At 72.3% G+C, this 15,474-nt stretch carries 17 protein-coding genes and 2 pseudogenes; 9 read left to right on the top strand and 10 right to left on the bottom strand.

The genetic code is table 11. From position 1 onward, the window contains the following. Positions 1-53: 53 nt before the first annotated feature. Positions 54-692, top strand: a complete 639-nt coding sequence (locus ACWDX6_RS01605; RefSeq protein ID WP_451482916.1) for a TetR/AcrR family transcriptional regulator — start codon at positions 54-56, stop codon at positions 690-692. 125 nt (positions 693-817) lie between these two features. Further along, positions 818-1,594, top strand: a complete 777-nt coding sequence (locus ACWDX6_RS01610; RefSeq protein WP_451482917.1) for a bifunctional DNA primase/polymerase — start codon at positions 818-820, stop codon at positions 1,592-1,594. Positions 1,595-1,684: 90 nt separating this feature from the next. Here the strand turns inward: ACWDX6_RS01610 and ACWDX6_RS01615 are convergent, their stop codons facing one another. After that, entirely contained in the window at positions 1,685-2,680 is a 996-nt protein-coding gene (locus ACWDX6_RS01615) for a hypothetical protein (protein ID WP_451482918.1), read from the bottom strand. A gap of 171 nt (positions 2,681-2,851) precedes the next feature. On the opposite strand from ACWDX6_RS01615, the gene ACWDX6_RS01620 reads away from it, so the two are divergent. Then, positions 2,852-3,541: a PhzF family phenazine biosynthesis protein gene (locus tag ACWDX6_RS01620; RefSeq protein ID WP_451482919.1), complete on the top strand. Its 690-nt coding sequence runs from the start codon at positions 2,852-2,854 to the stop codon at positions 3,539-3,541. 75 nt (positions 3,542-3,616) lie between these two features. On the opposite strand, the gene ACWDX6_RS01625 is transcribed toward ACWDX6_RS01620, so the two are convergent. Together ACWDX6_RS01625 and map are read right to left on the bottom strand one after the other, a co-directional pair. Then, on the bottom strand, positions 3,617-4,267 hold the full coding sequence (locus ACWDX6_RS01625) for a biliverdin-producing heme oxygenase (protein ID WP_451482920.1): 651 nt from the start codon (positions 4,265-4,267) through the stop codon (positions 3,617-3,619). 120 nt (positions 4,268-4,387) lie between these two features. Then, complete coding sequence (map, locus tag ACWDX6_RS01630; protein ID WP_451482921.1) at positions 4,388-5,245, bottom strand: type I methionyl aminopeptidase; 858 nt, start codon at positions 5,243-5,245, stop codon at positions 4,388-4,390. A gap of 58 nt (positions 5,246-5,303) precedes the next feature. Between map and ACWDX6_RS01635 the strand changes: the two genes are divergently transcribed. Then, positions 5,304-5,534, top strand: a complete 231-nt coding sequence (locus ACWDX6_RS01635) for a hypothetical protein (RefSeq protein WP_451482922.1) — start codon at positions 5,304-5,306, stop codon at positions 5,532-5,534. A gap of 107 nt (positions 5,535-5,641) precedes the next feature. On the opposite strand, the gene ACWDX6_RS01640 is transcribed toward ACWDX6_RS01635, so the two are convergent. Continuing rightward, positions 5,642-6,946 carry an MFS transporter gene (locus ACWDX6_RS01640; RefSeq protein WP_451482949.1) on the bottom strand — a complete coding sequence of 435 codons (1,305 nt, stop codon included), beginning with the start codon at positions 6,944-6,946 and terminating at the stop codon, positions 5,642-5,644. Positions 6,947-7,080: 134 nt separating this feature from the next. Next, positions 7,081-7,683, bottom strand: coding sequence for a hypothetical protein (locus ACWDX6_RS01645; protein ID WP_451482923.1), 603 nt, complete (start codon positions 7,681-7,683; stop codon positions 7,081-7,083). Between the two features lie 179 nt (positions 7,684-7,862). Here ACWDX6_RS01645 and npdG point away from each other — a divergent pair, with 179 nt between their 5' ends. Next, on the top strand, positions 7,863-8,561 hold the full coding sequence (npdG, locus tag ACWDX6_RS01650) for an NADPH-dependent F420 reductase (RefSeq protein WP_451482924.1): 699 nt from the start codon (positions 7,863-7,865) through the stop codon (positions 8,559-8,561). A gap of 29 nt (positions 8,562-8,590) precedes the next feature. After that, a complete protein-coding gene (locus ACWDX6_RS01655) occupies positions 8,591-8,842 on the top strand; it encodes a hypothetical protein (RefSeq protein ID WP_451482925.1) in 252 nt (83 codons plus the stop codon). Between the two features lie 56 nt (positions 8,843-8,898). On the opposite strand, the gene ACWDX6_RS01660 is transcribed toward ACWDX6_RS01655, so the two are convergent. Both ACWDX6_RS01660 and ACWDX6_RS01665 read right to left on the bottom strand, forming a co-directional pair. Beyond that, positions 8,899-9,342 (bottom strand): DUF6010 family protein, encoded by a 444-nt coding sequence (locus ACWDX6_RS01660; protein ID WP_451482926.1) that lies wholly within the window; start codon positions 9,340-9,342, stop codon positions 8,899-8,901. Positions 9,343-9,549: 207 nt separating this feature from the next. Continuing rightward, positions 9,550-9,684 (bottom strand): annotated as a pseudogene (locus ACWDX6_RS01665) (DJ-1/PfpI family protein); the annotation flags it as partial. A gap of 200 nt (positions 9,685-9,884) precedes the next feature. Here ACWDX6_RS01665 and ACWDX6_RS01670 point away from each other — a divergent pair. Then, entirely contained in the window at positions 9,885-10,823 is a 939-nt protein-coding gene (locus ACWDX6_RS01670) for a GlxA family transcriptional regulator (protein ID WP_451482927.1), read from the top strand. A gap of 21 nt (positions 10,824-10,844) precedes the next feature. On the opposite strand, the gene ACWDX6_RS01675 is transcribed toward ACWDX6_RS01670, so the two are convergent. Then, positions 10,845-11,642 (bottom strand): site-2 protease family protein, encoded by a 798-nt coding sequence (locus ACWDX6_RS01675; RefSeq protein WP_451482928.1) that lies wholly within the window; start codon positions 11,640-11,642, stop codon positions 10,845-10,847. A gap of 99 nt (positions 11,643-11,741) precedes the next feature. Here ACWDX6_RS01675 and ACWDX6_RS01680 point away from each other — a divergent pair. Both ACWDX6_RS01680 and ACWDX6_RS01685 read left to right on the top strand, forming a co-directional pair. After that, positions 11,742-12,697: pseudogene (locus ACWDX6_RS01680) on the top strand (AfsR/SARP family transcriptional regulator); the annotation flags it as partial. Further along, positions 12,684-13,313: a hypothetical protein gene (locus ACWDX6_RS01685; RefSeq protein WP_451482929.1), complete on the top strand. Its 630-nt coding sequence runs from the start codon at positions 12,684-12,686 to the stop codon at positions 13,311-13,313. The pseudogene ACWDX6_RS01680 and the gene ACWDX6_RS01685, both read left to right, overlap by 14 nt. A 38-nt stretch (positions 13,314-13,351) precedes the next feature. Here the strand turns inward: ACWDX6_RS01685 and ACWDX6_RS01690 are convergent, their stop codons facing one another. Next, positions 13,352-14,212: an ABC transporter permease gene (locus ACWDX6_RS01690; protein ID WP_451482930.1), complete on the bottom strand. Its 861-nt coding sequence runs from the start codon at positions 14,210-14,212 to the stop codon at positions 13,352-13,354. Continuing rightward, positions 14,209-15,201 carry an ATP-binding cassette domain-containing protein gene (locus ACWDX6_RS01695; RefSeq protein WP_451482931.1) on the bottom strand — a complete coding sequence of 331 codons (993 nt, stop codon included), beginning with the start codon at positions 15,199-15,201 and terminating at the stop codon, positions 14,209-14,211. The genes ACWDX6_RS01690 and ACWDX6_RS01695 overlap by 4 nt, the downstream gene beginning before the upstream one ends. Between the last annotated feature and the right edge of the window lie 273 nt (positions 15,202-15,474).

A 15,474-nucleotide genomic window follows, 5' to 3' on the forward strand; every position in this document is an offset into this window, starting at 1 on the left:
CCTGGCCCACCACAGGCGAGACGTGGCGTCTCGTCCGCTGCTAGATTGGCTCCATGTCCGACACCAAGGCCCCCGACGCCTCCCGCCGCAGCGAACGCTCCCGCCGCGCCATCTTCGACGCCGCCCTCGCCCTCGTCTCCGAGACCGGCTACGCCAAGACCACCATCGAGGGCATCGCCGCCCGCGCCGGCGTCGGAAAGCAGACCATCTACCGCTGGTGGCCCTCCAAGGCCGCCGTCCTCCTCGACGCCTTCCTCGACCTCGCCGCCCAGGCCCACGAGGCGGCCCGGGGCGACGACGCCCCCGGAGGGGAGGGGGAGAGTGAGATCCCCGACACCGGCGACCTCGCCGCCGACCTCAAGCACGTGCTCCGCGCGACCGTCGACGAGCTGAACAACCCGACCTACGACGCCCCCTCCCGCGCCCTGGCCGCCGAGGGCATCGTCAACCCGGAACTCGGCGCCACGTTCGTGGAGCGGCTCCTGGAACCCCAGCTCCAGTACTACGTACGCCGGATCGAGGCCGCCCAGGCCGCCGGGGACATCGACCCGGCCGTCGACCCGCAGATCGCCCTCGAACTCCTCGTCGGCCCCCTGAACCACCGCTGGCTGCACCGCACGCTTCCGCTGACCCACGCCTACGCCGACACCGTCGTCGACTACGCGCTGCGCGGACTCGCACCCCGAGGCTGACCCCGGATCCACCGCCGATCCGCCGCCGGATCCGCCCCCCGGTTGCGGAGTCCGGTCACCCGGAGCGCAGGATGGTGGGACCATGGGCAGAGCCGAACGGGCGAGCATGAGGTGTGAGGGGATAGATGGGCGACGGTATCGGCCGCTACCGCGGCACGGAGAGCAAACTCGCACAGTGGCTGCGCAGGCGCCCCAAACGCACCGCGGCCGCCGACGACGAGAACCGCCGCGAGACGCTCCTCCTGGCCACCGCCGCCGCCGGAATGCCCCTCGCCCCCGCCGCGTATCCCGTCGGCTACCGCTGTTCCTGTGAGCGCGTCGGCTGTCCCACCCCCGCCCGGCACCCGGTCTCCTTCGCCTGGCAGACCCAGTCGACCACGGACCGCGCCCAGATCCAGCGCTGGGCCGACGCGGAGCCCGAGGCGAACTTCATCACCGCCACCGGCATGGTCCACGACGTCCTCGACGTCCCCCTGGAGGCGGGCCGCGCCGCGCTGCGGCGGCTCCTCTCCGAGGACGTCGAGGTCGGCCCGGTCGCCGAGGCCGCGGAGAGCGCCGGCGACGGCGGGCGGATGCTCTTCTTCACCGCCACCCGCGGCACCCCCGAGGACGAGGACGAGTGGTGGCCCTGCGAGCTGGACTGCCATCCCGAGACCATGGACGAGCACCCGGGGCTGCGCTGGCACTGCCGCGGCAGCTATGTGCTCGTACCGCCGGCGCGGCTCCTCGGTGACGAGGACGCGCAGCCGGCCGTCGCCTGGGTCCGCGGCCCCGAACACGCCCTTCCCGACCCGCTGAACCTGCTGGAAGCCCTCACCGACGCCTGCGCCCGCCACGCGGCCGTCCAGGCCGAGGAGGAGCGCCGCTCCGACGAGGAGTCGGCCTGGCCGCTGAGCCGCTGAGCCCGCCCGGCGGTGCGGCCGCCCGGCGGCGAGGCTCCGGGTGCCGGCCTCGGCTCCCGGCCGTCCCTCCCGGACGCGGCCGGGGACGGTCTACGAACCCACCGCCGCCGTCACGCCCTGGAGCCGGCCCGCGATCGTGACCCCGTCGCGCTCCGCGCCCGCCGGCTTCACCAGGACCGTCTGGCTCGACACCCACTCCTTGGTGACCGTGTTCTTCATCTCACCGGTCATCAGCGCCTTCACCTCCGGCCCGACCTTCGGCCGGTAGCCCTGCGCGGCCGTCTGCCGCTCGAAGTACCGCGTCGCGAAGAAGACCAGCGCCCCGCCGTCCCGCGTCGCGAGCGCCAGCGGCGCGAAGTCCCCGGAGTTCTCGGCCCGGTCGACGTACTGCGTCGCCAGACCCGCCCGCTTCGCCGACCGCTGTCGCTGCTCGCGCCACACGGTCGTGTGCGGGCCCGCGGCGAACTGCCCCTGCTCCCCGCCCGCGAGGAAGGCGGCGTACTTCTCGCCCAGGTCCTTCGGCGCGACCGCGAGCTGCCCGGAGTCCGCGGCGACCGGCACCGCGTACCCGCTGCCGTCCATCCTGAACGCGGGGATCTCGTCCGGCGTCAGGATCGCCAGATAGGCGGCCTCCCACAGCTGTTCGGCGCCGTTGCGCACGAAGACCAGCAGCCAGCGGTTGTCCCCCCGGCCCTGGTCGGTGTCCTGGTTGGAGTCGGTGTCCGCCACGAACCAGCGCGGCCAGCCCGCCTTCCTGGGCAGGACGAACTTCACGTCCGTCAGCTCCAGCGGACGGTGCCGCGCGTTGTTCCCCGGACTGATGACCGAACGGGATTTCAGGCCCGCCTGGTTGATCTCACCGAGCGGACCGGTGACGCGGCCCGCGGACAGGGCGGGGTCGTTGGCCTTGTCCGCCTTGTTGTAGGCGACCGTGAAGTCCGCGAGCGCCTGCTCGGCCTCGGCTCTCGTCGCCGCCGGCAGCAGCTCCAGCTCGCCGTGCACCGTCACGCAGCCGCTAGCCGTCAGTGCCAGCACCGTCGTCGCCACGACCGCCGTCAGCGGTCGCCGCCGCCCCAGCCTTCTCATCGGTTGTCTTCTGCCCCTCGACCCGCTCGCCCCGCACGGACGACCCGACCCTACCGGGGCCGCGAACAGGGCGTGCGCCGGGACCCGACAGTGCGCCCACACCGTGACCTCGCGACGGCCGATTCCGGGCGGAGCCGACGAGCGGGACGCTTCGGATGCTTGAATTCCGCCATGAACACGACCGCCCGTGACCGCGCCGCCACCCACATCGACGTCCTGCGCGTCTTCTGCGCCGGCGACGGCCGGTACGGCAACGCTCTCGGTGTCGTACGCGACGGTCGCGGCCACCCCGACGAGGCGTCCCGGCAGGCGCTCGCCAAGGAACTCGGGTTCAGCGAGACCGTGTTCGTGGACGATCCCGAGCGAGGGAGCGTCGACATCTACACGCCGGGCCTGCGGCTGCCGTTCGCCGGTCACCCCCTGGTCGGCGCGGCCTGGCTGCTCGACCTGGAGGTCGTCCGTCCGCCGGCGGGGGAGGTGTGGGTGCGCGGCGACGGCGAGTTCACCTGGATCGAGGCCCGGGCCGAGTGGGCGCCGCCGCGCGTCCTGCGGCGTTACGGCTCCGCCGCGGAGGTCGACGCGCTGGAGGTGCCCGAGCCGGGCACGTGGATCTACGCCTGGGCCTGGGAGGACGAGGCGGCCGGCCGCGTCAGGGCGCGGGGGTTCCCGGGGCGCGGGGACGGCATCGACGAGGACGAGGCCACGGGCGCGGCGGCGATTCTGCTGGCGGCCGAGCTGGGCCGGGCCCTGAACATCACGCAGGGCCGTGGGTCGCAGATCCTGACCGCCCCCGGCCCCGACGGCGTGATCGAACTCGGCGGCCGCGTCCGCCTGGAGCGGACCGTCACCCTCACGGCCTGAACCGGGCCGCCCGTCCCCTCACGGGCTGAGCCGCCCGCGATTCCGGTCACCGGCCGAACCGGCCGGCGCGTCTCCTCACGCGGTCAGCGGGAACTCGCTGCCCAGCTCCCGGAACACCGCGCCGTTGAAGTCGAACGCGCGCTTGCACTCGTCGATGATCCGCTGCTTCTCCAGGTCGTCCGCGTTCACCCGGTCCAGCAGCTCGCGGTAGCCCCGCTTGAAGGCCGCCGGATTGGCGATCTCCTCGAAGACGTAGAAGCGGACCCCGTCGCCCTTGCGCGCGAAGCCCCAGGTCCGCTCCGCCTTGTCGCGGATGATCTGGCCGCCGGAGAGGTCGCCCAGATACCGGGTGTAGTGGTGCGCCACATATCCGGCGGGCCACTCGCGCGCGCACTCCGCCACCCGCTGGGCGTACGCGGCCGTCGCGGGCAGCGGGGAGAGACCGGCGCGCCAGTGCGGGCCGCGCAGATGGGCGAGGTCCCGCTCCAGGGCGGCGGTGCGGAACAGCTCCGGCTGGATGAAGGGCCCGGCGACCGGGTCGTCCTCCAGCGCCTCGGCACCCTGCTCCAGGGCGCGGTAGACGAACCAGAGCTGCTCCGTGTACCGCGCGTAGGCGTCCACGGCCAGCCGTCCGCCGAGGAGGTCGCTCATGAAGGTCGACGTCTCCGCCTCGGTGTGCTGCTCGTGCGAGGCCGTGCGGATGAGCGTCGAGAAGGGCGTGTCCAAGGCGTGCCTCCGGGGCCGGTGACCGATGGGACGGGAACCTTGCTCCGATCCTGCTGCTTAGGCTTAGTAAGTCCATGGTTCCCGACTGCCTGTCGGTAAAAACGCTACCCCGCGAACGCGTCAGGGCAACGTGAGGATCTCGGCCCCGGTCTCCGTCACGACCAGCGTGTGCTCGAACTGCGCGGTCCGCTTCCGGTCCTTGGTCACCACCGTCCAGCCGTCGTCCCACATGTCGTACTCGTGCGTGCCCAGCGTCAGCATCGGCTCGATCGTGAACGTCATGCCGGGCTGGATCACGGTGGTGGCGTGCGGGGAGTCGTAGTGCGGGATGATCAGCCCGGAGTGGAAGGACGAGTTGATGCCGTGCCCGGTGAAGTCGCGCACGACGCCGTATCCGAAGCGCTTGGCGTACGACTCGATGACCCGGCCGATGATGTTGATCTGGCGGCCCGGCTTGACGGCCTTGATCGCGCGGTTCAAGGACTCCCGGGTCCGCTCCACGAGCAGCCGCGACTCCTCGTCGACATCGCCGCAGAGGTAGGTGGCGTTGTTGTCGCCGTGGACGCCGTGGATGTACGCGGTGACGTCGAGGTTCACGATGTCGCCGTCCCGCAGGACGGTCGAGTCGGGGATGCCGTGGCAGATGACCTCGTTGACCGAGGAGCAGAGCGACTTCGGGAAGCCGCGGTAGCCGAGCGTGGACGGGTACGCCCCGTGATCGCACATGAACTCGTGCGCGACCCGGTCCAGTTCGTCCGTGGTCACGCCGGGCGCGATGTGCTTGGCGGCCTCCTCCATCGCCCGGGCGGCGATGCGGCCGGCGATCCGCATCCGCTCGATGGTGTCGGAATCCTGCACCTCGGGCCCCTTGTACGGGGCGGGCGCCGGCTTTCCGACGTACTCGGGACGGCGGATGGCTCCGGGAACGGAGCGGTGGGGGGAGAGTTCCCCGGGTACGAGAAGCGACTGGCCAGACATGTCAGCGAGTCTAACGACCGCGTCTGGGGCAGCATGGCGACAGAGGAAGGAGCCGACGATGGCCCTGTTCAAGAAGCGCGCGGTGGGCAAACCGGGCGAGTGGTACTACTGCCTGGAGCACAGGAAGGTCGAGGAGGGCCCCGAGTGCCCGGCCAAGAACCGCTTCGGCCCGTACACCAGCCGGGAGGAGGCCTCCCACGCGATGGAGACCGCTCGGGAACGCAACCTGGAGTGGGAGAACGACCCCAAGTGGCACGACGCCCCGAAGCCGGACGCGGCGCAGGAGTAGGGGACCGGCTCGGCGATCCGGGCGGAGGCCGGAGCGGGCCATGAGGCCGGGAGACAGGAGCCGGGGGCCGGGTGTCAGGCCCGGAGCGGGGAGCCGGGGGCCGGGGGTCAGGCCGGGGACTCCGCCCCGGACCCGGCCGTCTCGGCTCCGTCCCGCTCCGCGCGCCGGGCCCGCTGACGGGCCTGGTGGCGCAGCGCGTCCTCGTCCTTCTCGGAGTCGTACGTGAGGAGCTTCGGCAGCACGAGACAGAGCAGGCCGACCGAGGCGACGCAGGCCGCACCGCCCGACCAGACCGCCGCCCGGGTGCCCGTCCAGCCCGCCATGGCACCCGCCCTGACCTGACCGAGCTGAGGCCCGACGCTGTACGAGAGGACCTCGATGCCGGCCAGCCGGCCGCGCAGCTCCTCCGGGATCGTCTGGTTCCAGATCGTCGCGCGGCCCAGGCCGCTGAGCATGTCGCCGGCGCCCGCGAAGCCCAGGCAGAGCAGGACCAGCCACACGTTCGAGAACCAGCCCGCGGCGGCGATCGCCAGACCCCAGCCCGCCGCGCCGCACACCACGAGCAGCCCGTGCCTGCGGACCCTCGACGTCCAGCCGCTGGTGAGACCGAGCACGAGCGATCCGACCGACCCCGCCGCGTACATCAGCCCCAGCGACCACTCCGCGCCCAGCTCGTCCGCGAGGAACGGGAAGATCGTGTTCGGGAAGGCGAAGAACATCGCCGCCAGGTCGATCGCGTACGTGCCGAGCAGCACCGGCCGTGACCAGGCGTAGCGCGCGCCCTCCGCGATGCCGCGCAGGGAGGGCTTCTCGGCGTCGTGCGCGGGCGGTGCGGGGGAGAGCCGGCGGCAGAGCAGGACGGAGACGGCGAAGCCGACGAGCGTCACCCCGTACGCCGCCGCATGTCCGGCGTACGTCACCACGAGCCCCGCGAGCGCCGGGCCGGCGATCGCTCCCATCTGCCAGCGCAAGGAGTTCAGCGCCGCCGCGGCCGTCTGCTGCTCGTGCGGCACGATCCGCGCCATGAGCGAGTCGAGCGCCGGCCGCTGAAGCCCGGCCAGGGCGGACACGCCGGCCGCCACGACGTACAGCGGCCAGAGCGCGGGGGACGGCAGCACCGCGTTGAGCAGCAGGACCAGCGCGAGCACACCGAGACCCGCCTCGGTCGCGACGATCACCTTGCGCCGGTCGACCGCGTCGGCGAGCGCGCCGCCGTAAAGTCCGCACACGACCAGCGGCACCAGCTCGACGGCCCCCATCGCCCCCACGGCCAACGGTGAACCGGTCAGCTCCTTCACCTGCAGCGGCAGCGCGATCAGCGCCATGAAGCTGCTGAAGTACGTCACCAGGCCCTGGACCCACAGCAGCCGGAAGTCGGCCGACGACCGCCAGGGAGCGGGATCGGGCAGCACGGACGAGCACTTCGCGAAGAGCTTCGAGGCGCTTTCGGGGGAGGGGGACGGCGAGGGCGTCGAGGTCACGAAGGGCCATGCTCGGCGCGGCGCCGAGGCGGTGCAATCGAATTACGGGCCCGTCACCGGCCTGCCTACCAGCGGGGCGGCGGCGGGGCCGTCAGATGGTCCGCCAGCCGGGAGAGCCGGTCGCGGAAGCGGCTGCGGCCACGGGGCGAGGGCAGGCTGTTCTCGCCGGCCGCGGCGCTGACCAGGTGCTGGACCGTGTCCAGGTCGACCTCCGCCGCCTCGTCCACCGTCAGCGCCTCGTGGGCCAGGCCGTGCACCTCCGGGTCGCCGTCGTCCAGGGACAGGACCGTCGCCCCGGCCCGGCGGGCGTGGTGGACGCGTTCCAGGACCCGGGCGCCCGGCCGCTCAGGCGCCACCATCAGCAGCGTCGCCCCCCGCCCCGCCGACTCCAGCCGCCCGAGCCCGACCGCCAGGTGCGGCGGGTCCCCCGGCCGCACCCGGTGCCGTACCAGCGTCGGCACCAGCTCCGACAGCCCCGACCAGGCGGCCTCGTCGACCAGATGCGCCGCCAGGTGCCACGGCTCGTACTCCTCCGTCCCCACCAGCAGCAGTCCGCCGCCGTGCGGCACGACGGAGGACCGCAGCGACGCCGCGAACCGCCGGGCCGCCCTCGGCCACTCGGTCCCGGCGAGCACTTCCCGCAGCAACGCGACGCGAACGGCATCCATGGGTCCGCATCCTGCCGCAGCCGGGGCCTCCCGCGCGGGCGGTTGCCGAGGGTTCCCCCGTACGGAACACGGACCGGGAAGGGACTCGGAGCGGGAAGGGGACAGGGGACCGGGGAGGGGGAGACGGAGCGGAACCACCGGCCGGTCCTCCGCGACGACCGGCCAGTAATGTCGGGGCCATGACTTCCTCGAACCCCACCACCGCGCCCAAGGACCCCTGGGATCTGCCCGACGTGTCCGGACTCGTCGTCGGCGTCCTCGGCGGCACCGGCGACCAGGGCCGCGGCCTCGCCTACCGGCTCGCCAAGGCCGGCCAGAAGGTGATCATCGGCTCCCGCGCGGCCGACCGCGCCCGGGCCGCCGCCGGCGAGCTCGGTCTCGGCATCGAGGGCGCCGACAACGCCGAGTGCGCCCGCCGCGCCGACATCGTGATCGTCGCCGTGCCGTGGGAGGGGCACGCCAAGACCCTGGAGGCGCTGCGGGACGAACTCGCCGGCAAGCTGGTCGTCGACTGCGTCAACCCGCTGGGCTTCGACAAGAAGGGCGCCTACGCCCTCAAGCCCGAGGAGGGCTCCGCCGCCGAGCAGGCCGCCGCGCTGCTGCCCGGCTCCCGGGTCGCCGCCGCCTTCCACCACCTCTCCGCCGTCCTGCTCCAGGACGCCTCGATCGACGAGATCGACACCGACGTGATGGTCCTGGGCGAGGAGCGCGCCGACGTCGAGATCGTCCAGGCGCTCGCCGGCCGCATCCCCGGCATGCGCGGCGTCTTCGCCGGCCGCCTGCGCAACGCGCACCAGGTCGAGTCGCTCGTCGCCAACCTGATCTCCGTCAACCGCCGGTACAAGGCCCACGCGGGCCTGCGCGTCACCGACGTCTGAGCGACGCGGACGTACGAGCGGTTCCCGGCATGGGGGACACTGGACGGGCACGATCAGCCGTACCCGGACAGGAGCCGACCCCCATGCCCCGCCTCGCTCTGTACGCCCTCGCCGTCTGCGCCCTCTCCGTGGCCGCGGCCGTCGTCTCCTTCGTCGCGGGCAGCTGGCTCGGGATCGTCTGGGTGCTCCTGGCCGGTCTCTCCTCCAACATGGCCTGGTACTACATCCGCCGCGCGAAGGCCCAGGGAGAGACCGCCGCGCAGACCGGGACGCGGGCTTAAAGAGGCGGGGGCGGCTTCCGGCTTCAGGCTGACCGTCGGGTGCCGGTGCGGTCCGGTCAGGAGGGGGCCGAGACGTGATCGTGCGCGTGGACCGCTGTCCGGCCGGACCGGAACCGGCGGCGGCGGACGAGCGCGATCAGGGAAGGTCCTCCGCGGAAGCACCAGAGGGCGATGACCGGATCACAGATGGCACATGCCAGAGACGCGTCGTGGTGGAACGGCAGGATCGGATTGCCCTTGAGGTGGTGGGCCATGTCCCAGGCCGTGTGGAGCAGCCAGCCGACGCCGATGAAGGCCCAGGAGTCCAGGCCGCGGTAGGCGACGTAGGCCGTGAGTGCGACGAATGGGAGCTCCCACGGGCCGAAGCCGCCCCCGCTCAGATAGGCGGCGCCGGCTCCGCCCACCATGATCGCGTTGAAGTGGCGTCGGTGCGGTTCTTTGATCAGGGACATCAGCAGGCAGTAGATGATGCCGACGATCACTGGTGACACAAGGTTCATGAGGGGATGTCTTCTTCCTCCTGAGGCGGGCCGAATCGCCGCGGTCGAGCTTTCGCAGCGCGAGCGCCGACGTCTCGGCCAGAGCGCGGTCCCGGGTGGGCGGGATCAGGAGTGTCAGTACGCTGGCGGCCGTCGCGGTCAGCAGGATCGAGGCGACCAGTCAGGCATCGGCGAGGGCGCGGCGTTGCGGGAAACATGCTCGCGGGGACGAGGGCCCTCCGCGGTGACCAGCTCGACGGTCACCGCGCCGTCCGTCGCCGAGCCGCCGGCGTACAGGACCTCGTAGGGGGCAATGGCATCGAGCGGGTCGAAGCCATCGAACAGGACGACCTGGGTGTGCATGTGTGGGGTTCCTTCGGCGTCGATTTCCATCGGGACGCTCCGAAGTCAACCGGCTTCCTGGGTGCTCGCCCAGTGGCACTAGTGACAGGTTGCAACGGAATAGTGCCAACCCTTTCTTCAAGCGTGCGGACTGCGATGACGTGGGCCTTCCGGAAGGGCGGCCCAGGTCCGTCAAGCTGGTGGGGAGGTAAGTTCTGGCCATGCATACGGTTGCCGTGCTGGCGTTGGATCAGGTGATCCCGTTCGACCTGTCCACCCCGATCGAGGTCTTCTCCCGGGCCCGCCTGCCCGACGGGCGGCCCGGCTACCAGGTACGGGTGTGCGCCGAGCGCGACGAGATCGACGCCGGAGCCTTCACCCTGCGTGCCCCCTGGGGCCTGGAGGGCCTTCAGGGCGCGGACACGATCATCGTGCCGGGCGTCGCCGATCTCGCCGCCTCACTCCCTCCCGCCGTGCACGACGCGCTGCGGTCGGCCGCTGCCGACGGCACCCGGATCGCCTCCATCTGCGTGGGCACCTTCCCCCTGGCTGAGACCGGGCTCCTCGACGGACTGCGCGTCACGACCCACTGGCGCGCGGCCGGTCTGCTGGTTGCCGCCCACCCGGACCTCGACGTCGACCCGGACGTCCTCTACGTCGACAACGGCCAGTTGCTCACCTCGGCCGGCGCCGCGGCGGGCATGGACCTGTGTCTGCACATGATCCGCCGTGACTACGGCTCGGCCGTCGCCGCAGACGCCGCCCGCCTGTCGGTGATGCCTCTCGAACGAGAGGGCGGGCAGGCGCAGTTCATCGTCCACGACCACGCACCCACACCGCAGGGCTCCGAGCTTGAGACGCTGCTCACCTGGCTCCAGGAAAACCTGGCCCGCGACCTCACCCTTGCCGACATCGCCGAGCGGGCCGGAACCAGCACCCGAACCCTGATCCGGCGCTTCCGCGACCAGACCGGCACCACGCCGCTCCAGTGGCTCCACCGAGCCCGCATCCGCCAGGCACAGCACTTGCTGGAGACCACGGAGCACTCCGTGGAGCGCATCGGCAGCCAGGTCGGCTTCGGCTCACCCACCACCTTCCGTGACCGCTTCAAACGCACCACCGGCGTCAGCCCGCAGACCTACCGGCGCACGTTCGGTTGAACAGCCAAATGAGATGGCCTGTTAGGCGGCCTGGCAGATCTCCGGCGTCTCCTGCCAGAAGCGGTAGAGGTCCGAGCCGCAGTAGCGGGAGAGCTCCGGCACGCCGAGCGCCCGCATCAGCGCGTCGATCGTGTCGAAGAACGCGCCGTTGACCGCCGGCACGAACAGCAGCGCGATCACGACGAAGAAGCCGTAGGGCGCGTACGGCTCGATCTGCCGCTTCACCTTGTACGAGAGCCAGGGCTCGATCACGCCGTAGCCGTCCAGGCCCGGCACCGGCAGGAAGTTCAGGAGCGCCGCGGTCACCTGGAGGAACGCCAGGAAGGCGAGCGCGTAACGGAACGCGGGCGGGACGCCGTCGAGCGCGTCCAGCCAGAACGGCGCCGTGCACACGATCGCGAACAGGACGTTGGTGAGCGGGCCCGCCGCCGAGATGAGGCTGTGCTTCCAGCGGCCCCGGATCCGGCCCTGTTCGATGAAGACCGCGCCGCCCGGCAGGCCGATACCGCCCAGGATCACGAAGAGCACGGGCAGGACGATGCTGAGCACGGCATGGGTGTACGCGAGCGGGTTGAGCGTGAGGTAGCCCTTCGCGCCGACCGTGATGTCCCCGCCGTGCAGGGCGGTGCGGGCGTGCGCGTACTCGTGCAGACAGAGCGAGACGATCCAGGCCGAGGTCACGAAGAGGAAGATCGCGAGCCCGGGTGAGGCCGCGAAGTCGGTCCACACGGCCCAGCCGGTGACCGCCATGACGGCGAGGATCGCCAGGAAGACCGGGCTGATCCTGCGCTCGTGGCTGCGGGTGGTGGCCGTGGACATCGGTGGGGCTCCCTGAGGGCGCGGCGGGTGTGTGCGGGGAACGTGCCGGGGCGGGGGTGAGTTCCTGAGGTGATCCCCGGCTCACGGAGAATAGGCCCTGTGCGCGGTTCCGTCCTCGGCCCGGTCCGGGTCCACACCGCCGACGGCACGTCCGTCGCGGTCGGCGGGCCCCGGCTCCGGGCCCTGCTGACCGTACTGGCGCTGCGGGCGGGCCGGACCGTCCCGGTCGCCGTACTCGTCGACGAGGTCTGGGACGGCGACCCGCCGGCCGACGGGACCGCAGCGCTCCAGGCGCTGGTGGGGCGGCTGCGCCGGGTGCTCGGACGAGAGGCCGTGGTCTCGGCGGAGGGCGGCTACCGGCTGGCCGTGGGCCCGGACGACGTGGACGGGCACCGTTTCGAACGGCTGGTGACGGAGGGCGTACGGTCGCTCGACGCGGGCGACCCGGGCCGGGCGGCGGCCCTCCTCGACGAGGCGCTCGGACTGTGGCGGGGGCCCGCGCTCGCCGACCTGCCGGACCGTGCGACGGAGGCGGTGCGCTGGGAGGCCCGCCGCCTGGACGCCCGCCGCGCCCGCCTCGGGGCCGCCCTGGCCCTCGGCGAGGCGGCCTCGGCGCTCCCGGAGTTGATCGCCCTCTGCGAGGCCCACCCGCTCGACGAACCGCTCCAGGCGCTCCGCATCCGGGCGTTGCGGGACACGGGCCGGGCGGCGGAGGCGCTTCTGGCGTACGACACCGTCCGCCGCGTCCTCTCCACCCACCTCGGCACGCCGCCTTCCCCCGCCCTGCGAGCACTCCACGCGGAGCTCCTCTCCCCGGCCTCGGAGCCGGCCTCGGAGCCGGCCTCGGTGGCGCCCGTGGCCGCGCCGGCCGGGCGGCCGGGGGCCGCCCGGCCGGCCCCGCTGCCGCCGGCCCCGACGCCGCATCCGGCGCCCTCCGGCCCGCGCCCGGGCCCCAGCCCATCCCCGGCAACCTCCGTGCACGGCTCACGAGCTTCCTCGGACGCGAGGAGGACATCGCCGCCGTCCGCGACGATCTGCGCCGTGCCCGGCTCGTGCTCCGGCGCCCCGCAGCACCGCGAGGCGATCCTGCGGCAGATCCTGGCATCCGGACCGGCCCGTGGCCACGAGCCGGCCCTCGCCGCTCGGATCTTCCTCGCGATCCTGCTCGGCCGCAGCGGCCGCACCAATGAGGCCCGCGCCCATCTCACCACCCGGCTGGGGGAGTTCAGCTCCGAGACGCTGTCCCTCTTCGAGGGCTTCACCCTGGGCCGCCTGGGGTGGCTCGACAACCTCGACGGCGCGTACGCGTCCGCGCTGACGCGCTCCCGGGAGGCCCTGGAGCGGTCCAGGAGCACGCTGTCGATGATGGTGGCCCCGCAGATGCCCGCCGTCCATCTGGTGACCGCGGCCTGGGCCCTGACCGGCCTCGGCGGCCCCCGCGCGACGACCGGAGCCCGGCTCCTGGGCGCCTCCGCGAACCTCCTGCCGCCGGGACATCCGCTCGCACCGCTGGAGCGGGAGAACCTGGAGCGCGCCACCCGGTTCGCCCGCTCCGCGCTCGGCGACCCGGCCTTCGAAGCGGCGTACGCCGAGGGCGGCGGCCTCTCCGTCGGGGAGGCCGCCGCCCTGCTCGACAGCGCCGACGCGATCAGACAGCGCGCCGAGTCCTGAGACCCCCGTCCGTACGGCTCCCGTCCGTACGGCCCGGCTCAGGTCTTCTTGCGGAACTTGGCGACCGCGAGCGGCGCCGTGACGACTGTGATCAGCAGCGCCCAGCCGAGCGTCATCCACACCGACTCGGCCACCGGACCGCCGTTGATCAGGTTCCGCGCCGCGTCGGCGAGGTTCGACAGCGGGTTGTAGTCGGTGAAGGTCTCCAGCCAGCCCGGCATCGACGTCGGCGGGGCGAAGATGGACGAGCCGAACTGCAGCGGCATCAGTACGAGCATGGCCACTCCCTGGACGGCCTGCGCCGTCTTCATGGTGAGACCCAGCAGCATGAAGATCCACATCAGCGAGGCGCCGAACACCACGGACAGCCCGATCGCGGCGAACAGGTCCAGGACCGAGGTCTTGATCTCCAGGCCGAGCAGGAAGCCCATCCCGAGCAGGATCGCGGTGGCGATCAGCATGCGGCCGATCTCGACGACGATCTTCGCGATGAGGACGGAGGACCGGGCGATCGGCATCGTACGGAACCGGTCCATGACCCCCTTCTTGAAGTCGTCGTTGATGCCCACGCCGACGGCCATGGAGATGTTCATGCCCATCATCGCCATCAGGCCGGGCACGACGTAGTTGACGTACGCCTCGTTGTTGCCCTTGCCGGAGATCGCGCCGCCGAAGACGTACACGAACAGCAGGACGAAGATGATCGGCATCAGGACGGCGTCGAACATCGACTCCGGGTCCTGCTTGATCTGCAGCGCGTTGCGGCGGACCAGGGCGCCGATGTGGCGGAGGTTGGCCCGGGGGCCGATCCGGCCCTCGTCGGCGGGAGCGCCGCGCACCGGCGCCGGGCCCGGGGCGTCGACGGGGGACTTGGTGAGCTGTGTGGTCGTGGTGCTCATGCGGCGACCTCCTCGGGAGTCGCGTCGGACACGGTCGCCTTCTGGCCGGTGATGGCCAGGAACACCTCGTCCAGACTGGGCAGATGGGTTCCGATGTGGGTGATGCCGTAGCCGCGCGCGCCCAGCAGGCCGACGACCGCGGTCAGTTGGCCGTCGCTGAGGATCGGGACGTACAGCACGCCCTCGTCGGGGACGACGGTCGAGCCGGCGATGCCGTCGAGACCGGCTTCGCGCAGCGCGCCGGCCATGGCGGGCAGGTCGGCCGGGTCCACCGGGCGGATCTTCAGGGTGCGGCCGCCGACCCGGGCCTTGAGCTCGTCGACCTTGCCGTTGGCGATGACCTGGCCGCGGTCGATGACGGTCAGCTCGCTCGCGAGCTGTTCGGCCTCTTCCATGTACTGGGTGGTGAGCAGGACGGTCACGCCCTCCGACACCATCCGCTGGACCTCGTCCCAGACTTCGTTACGGGTGCGCGGGTCGAGGCCGGTGGTGGGCTCGTCCAGGTAGAGGACGGCCGGCTGCCCGATCATCGAGGCGGCCAGGTCGAGCCGGCGGCGCATGCCGCCGGAGTAGTTCATCGCGGGCCGCTTGGCGGCCTCGGTGAGCGAGAAGCGCTCCAGCATCTCGTCGGCGCGGCGCCGCGCGTCCCTGCGGGAGAGGTCGAGCAGCCGCCCGATCATGTAGAGGTTCTCCCAGCCGGAGAGCTTCTCGTCGACCGAGGCGTACTGGCCGGTGAGCCCTATCGTGCGGCGGAGCTGGCGGGGCTGCCTCACCACGTCGTAGCCCGCGACGGTGGCGGTCCCGGAGTCCGGGACGAGCAGGGTGGACAGGCAGCGTACGAGCGTGGTCTTGCCGGCGCCGTTCGGGCCGAGGACCCCCAGGACCGTGCCCTCCCGCACATCGAGGTCGACCCCGTCGAGGGCCTTCGTCTCGCCGAAGTGCTTCACGAGGCCCCGTACCTCGACGGCGTTGGTGTGTGATCGCGTCATGCCCCCAGTGGACCAGCCGCCACCGACAACGCCCCGACAGACGACCGACAGGGACCTGCGGACGAGCGACAGCCCGCCGATGGGGGATGTCGGCGGGCTGTCGGTCGTACCGCGGTGGCTGCGGGGTCCCGGGTGCGTCCGGCGGATCAGGGCCGGACGCACCCACGACGGGACGCCTCCTAGGGCCTTTCGTTTGGATCATGCCGGGCTCGCCGGCTCTGGCACCGCGCCTCGCCGCGTTGTCGTCGGTCGCCAACGCTCCGCGTTGACTCC

The sequence above is a fragment of the Streptomyces sp. NPDC003027 genome, from assembly GCF_053591435.1.

What these genes read in the sequence shown, in the direction of transcription:
- ACWDX6_RS01690 (WP_451482930.1), bottom strand. Translation starts at nt 14,212, where the DNA reads ATGAGCACCACGACCACACAGCTCACCAAGTCCCCCGTCGACGCCCCG.
- ACWDX6_RS01675 (WP_451482928.1), bottom strand. Translation starts at nt 11,642, where the DNA reads ATGTCCACGGCCACCACCCGCAGCCACGAGCGCAGGATCAGCCCGGTC.
- npdG (WP_451482924.1), top strand. Translation starts at nt 7,863, where the DNA reads ATGACTTCCTCGAACCCCACCACCGCGCCCAAGGACCCCTGGGATCTG.
- ACWDX6_RS01620 (WP_451482919.1), top strand. Translation starts at nt 2,852, where the DNA reads ATGAACACGACCGCCCGTGACCGCGCCGCCACCCACATCGACGTCCTG.
- map (WP_451482921.1), bottom strand. Translation starts at nt 5,245, where the DNA reads ATGTCTGGCCAGTCGCTTCTCGTACCCGGGGAACTCTCCCCCCACCGC.
- ACWDX6_RS01660 (WP_451482926.1), bottom strand. Translation starts at nt 9,342, where the DNA reads ATGAACCTTGTGTCACCAGTGATCGTCGGCATCATCTACTGCCTGCTG.
- ACWDX6_RS01695 (WP_451482931.1), bottom strand. Translation starts at nt 15,201, where the DNA reads ATGACGCGATCACACACCAACGCCGTCGAGGTACGGGGCCTCGTGAAG.
- ACWDX6_RS01655 (WP_451482925.1), top strand. Translation starts at nt 8,591, where the DNA reads ATGGGGGACACTGGACGGGCACGATCAGCCGTACCCGGACAGGAGCCG.
- ACWDX6_RS01670 (WP_451482927.1), top strand. Translation starts at nt 9,885, where the DNA reads ATGCATACGGTTGCCGTGCTGGCGTTGGATCAGGTGATCCCGTTCGAC.
- ACWDX6_RS01635 (WP_451482922.1), top strand. Translation starts at nt 5,304, where the DNA reads ATGGCCCTGTTCAAGAAGCGCGCGGTGGGCAAACCGGGCGAGTGGTAC.
- ACWDX6_RS01615 (WP_451482918.1), bottom strand. Translation starts at nt 2,680, where the DNA reads ATGAGAAGGCTGGGGCGGCGGCGACCGCTGACGGCGGTCGTGGCGACG.
- ACWDX6_RS01605 (WP_451482916.1), top strand. Translation starts at nt 54, where the DNA reads ATGTCCGACACCAAGGCCCCCGACGCCTCCCGCCGCAGCGAACGCTCC.
- ACWDX6_RS01645 (WP_451482923.1), bottom strand. Translation starts at nt 7,683, where the DNA reads ATGGATGCCGTTCGCGTCGCGTTGCTGCGGGAAGTGCTCGCCGGGACC.
- ACWDX6_RS01610 (WP_451482917.1), top strand. Translation starts at nt 818, where the DNA reads ATGGGCGACGGTATCGGCCGCTACCGCGGCACGGAGAGCAAACTCGCA.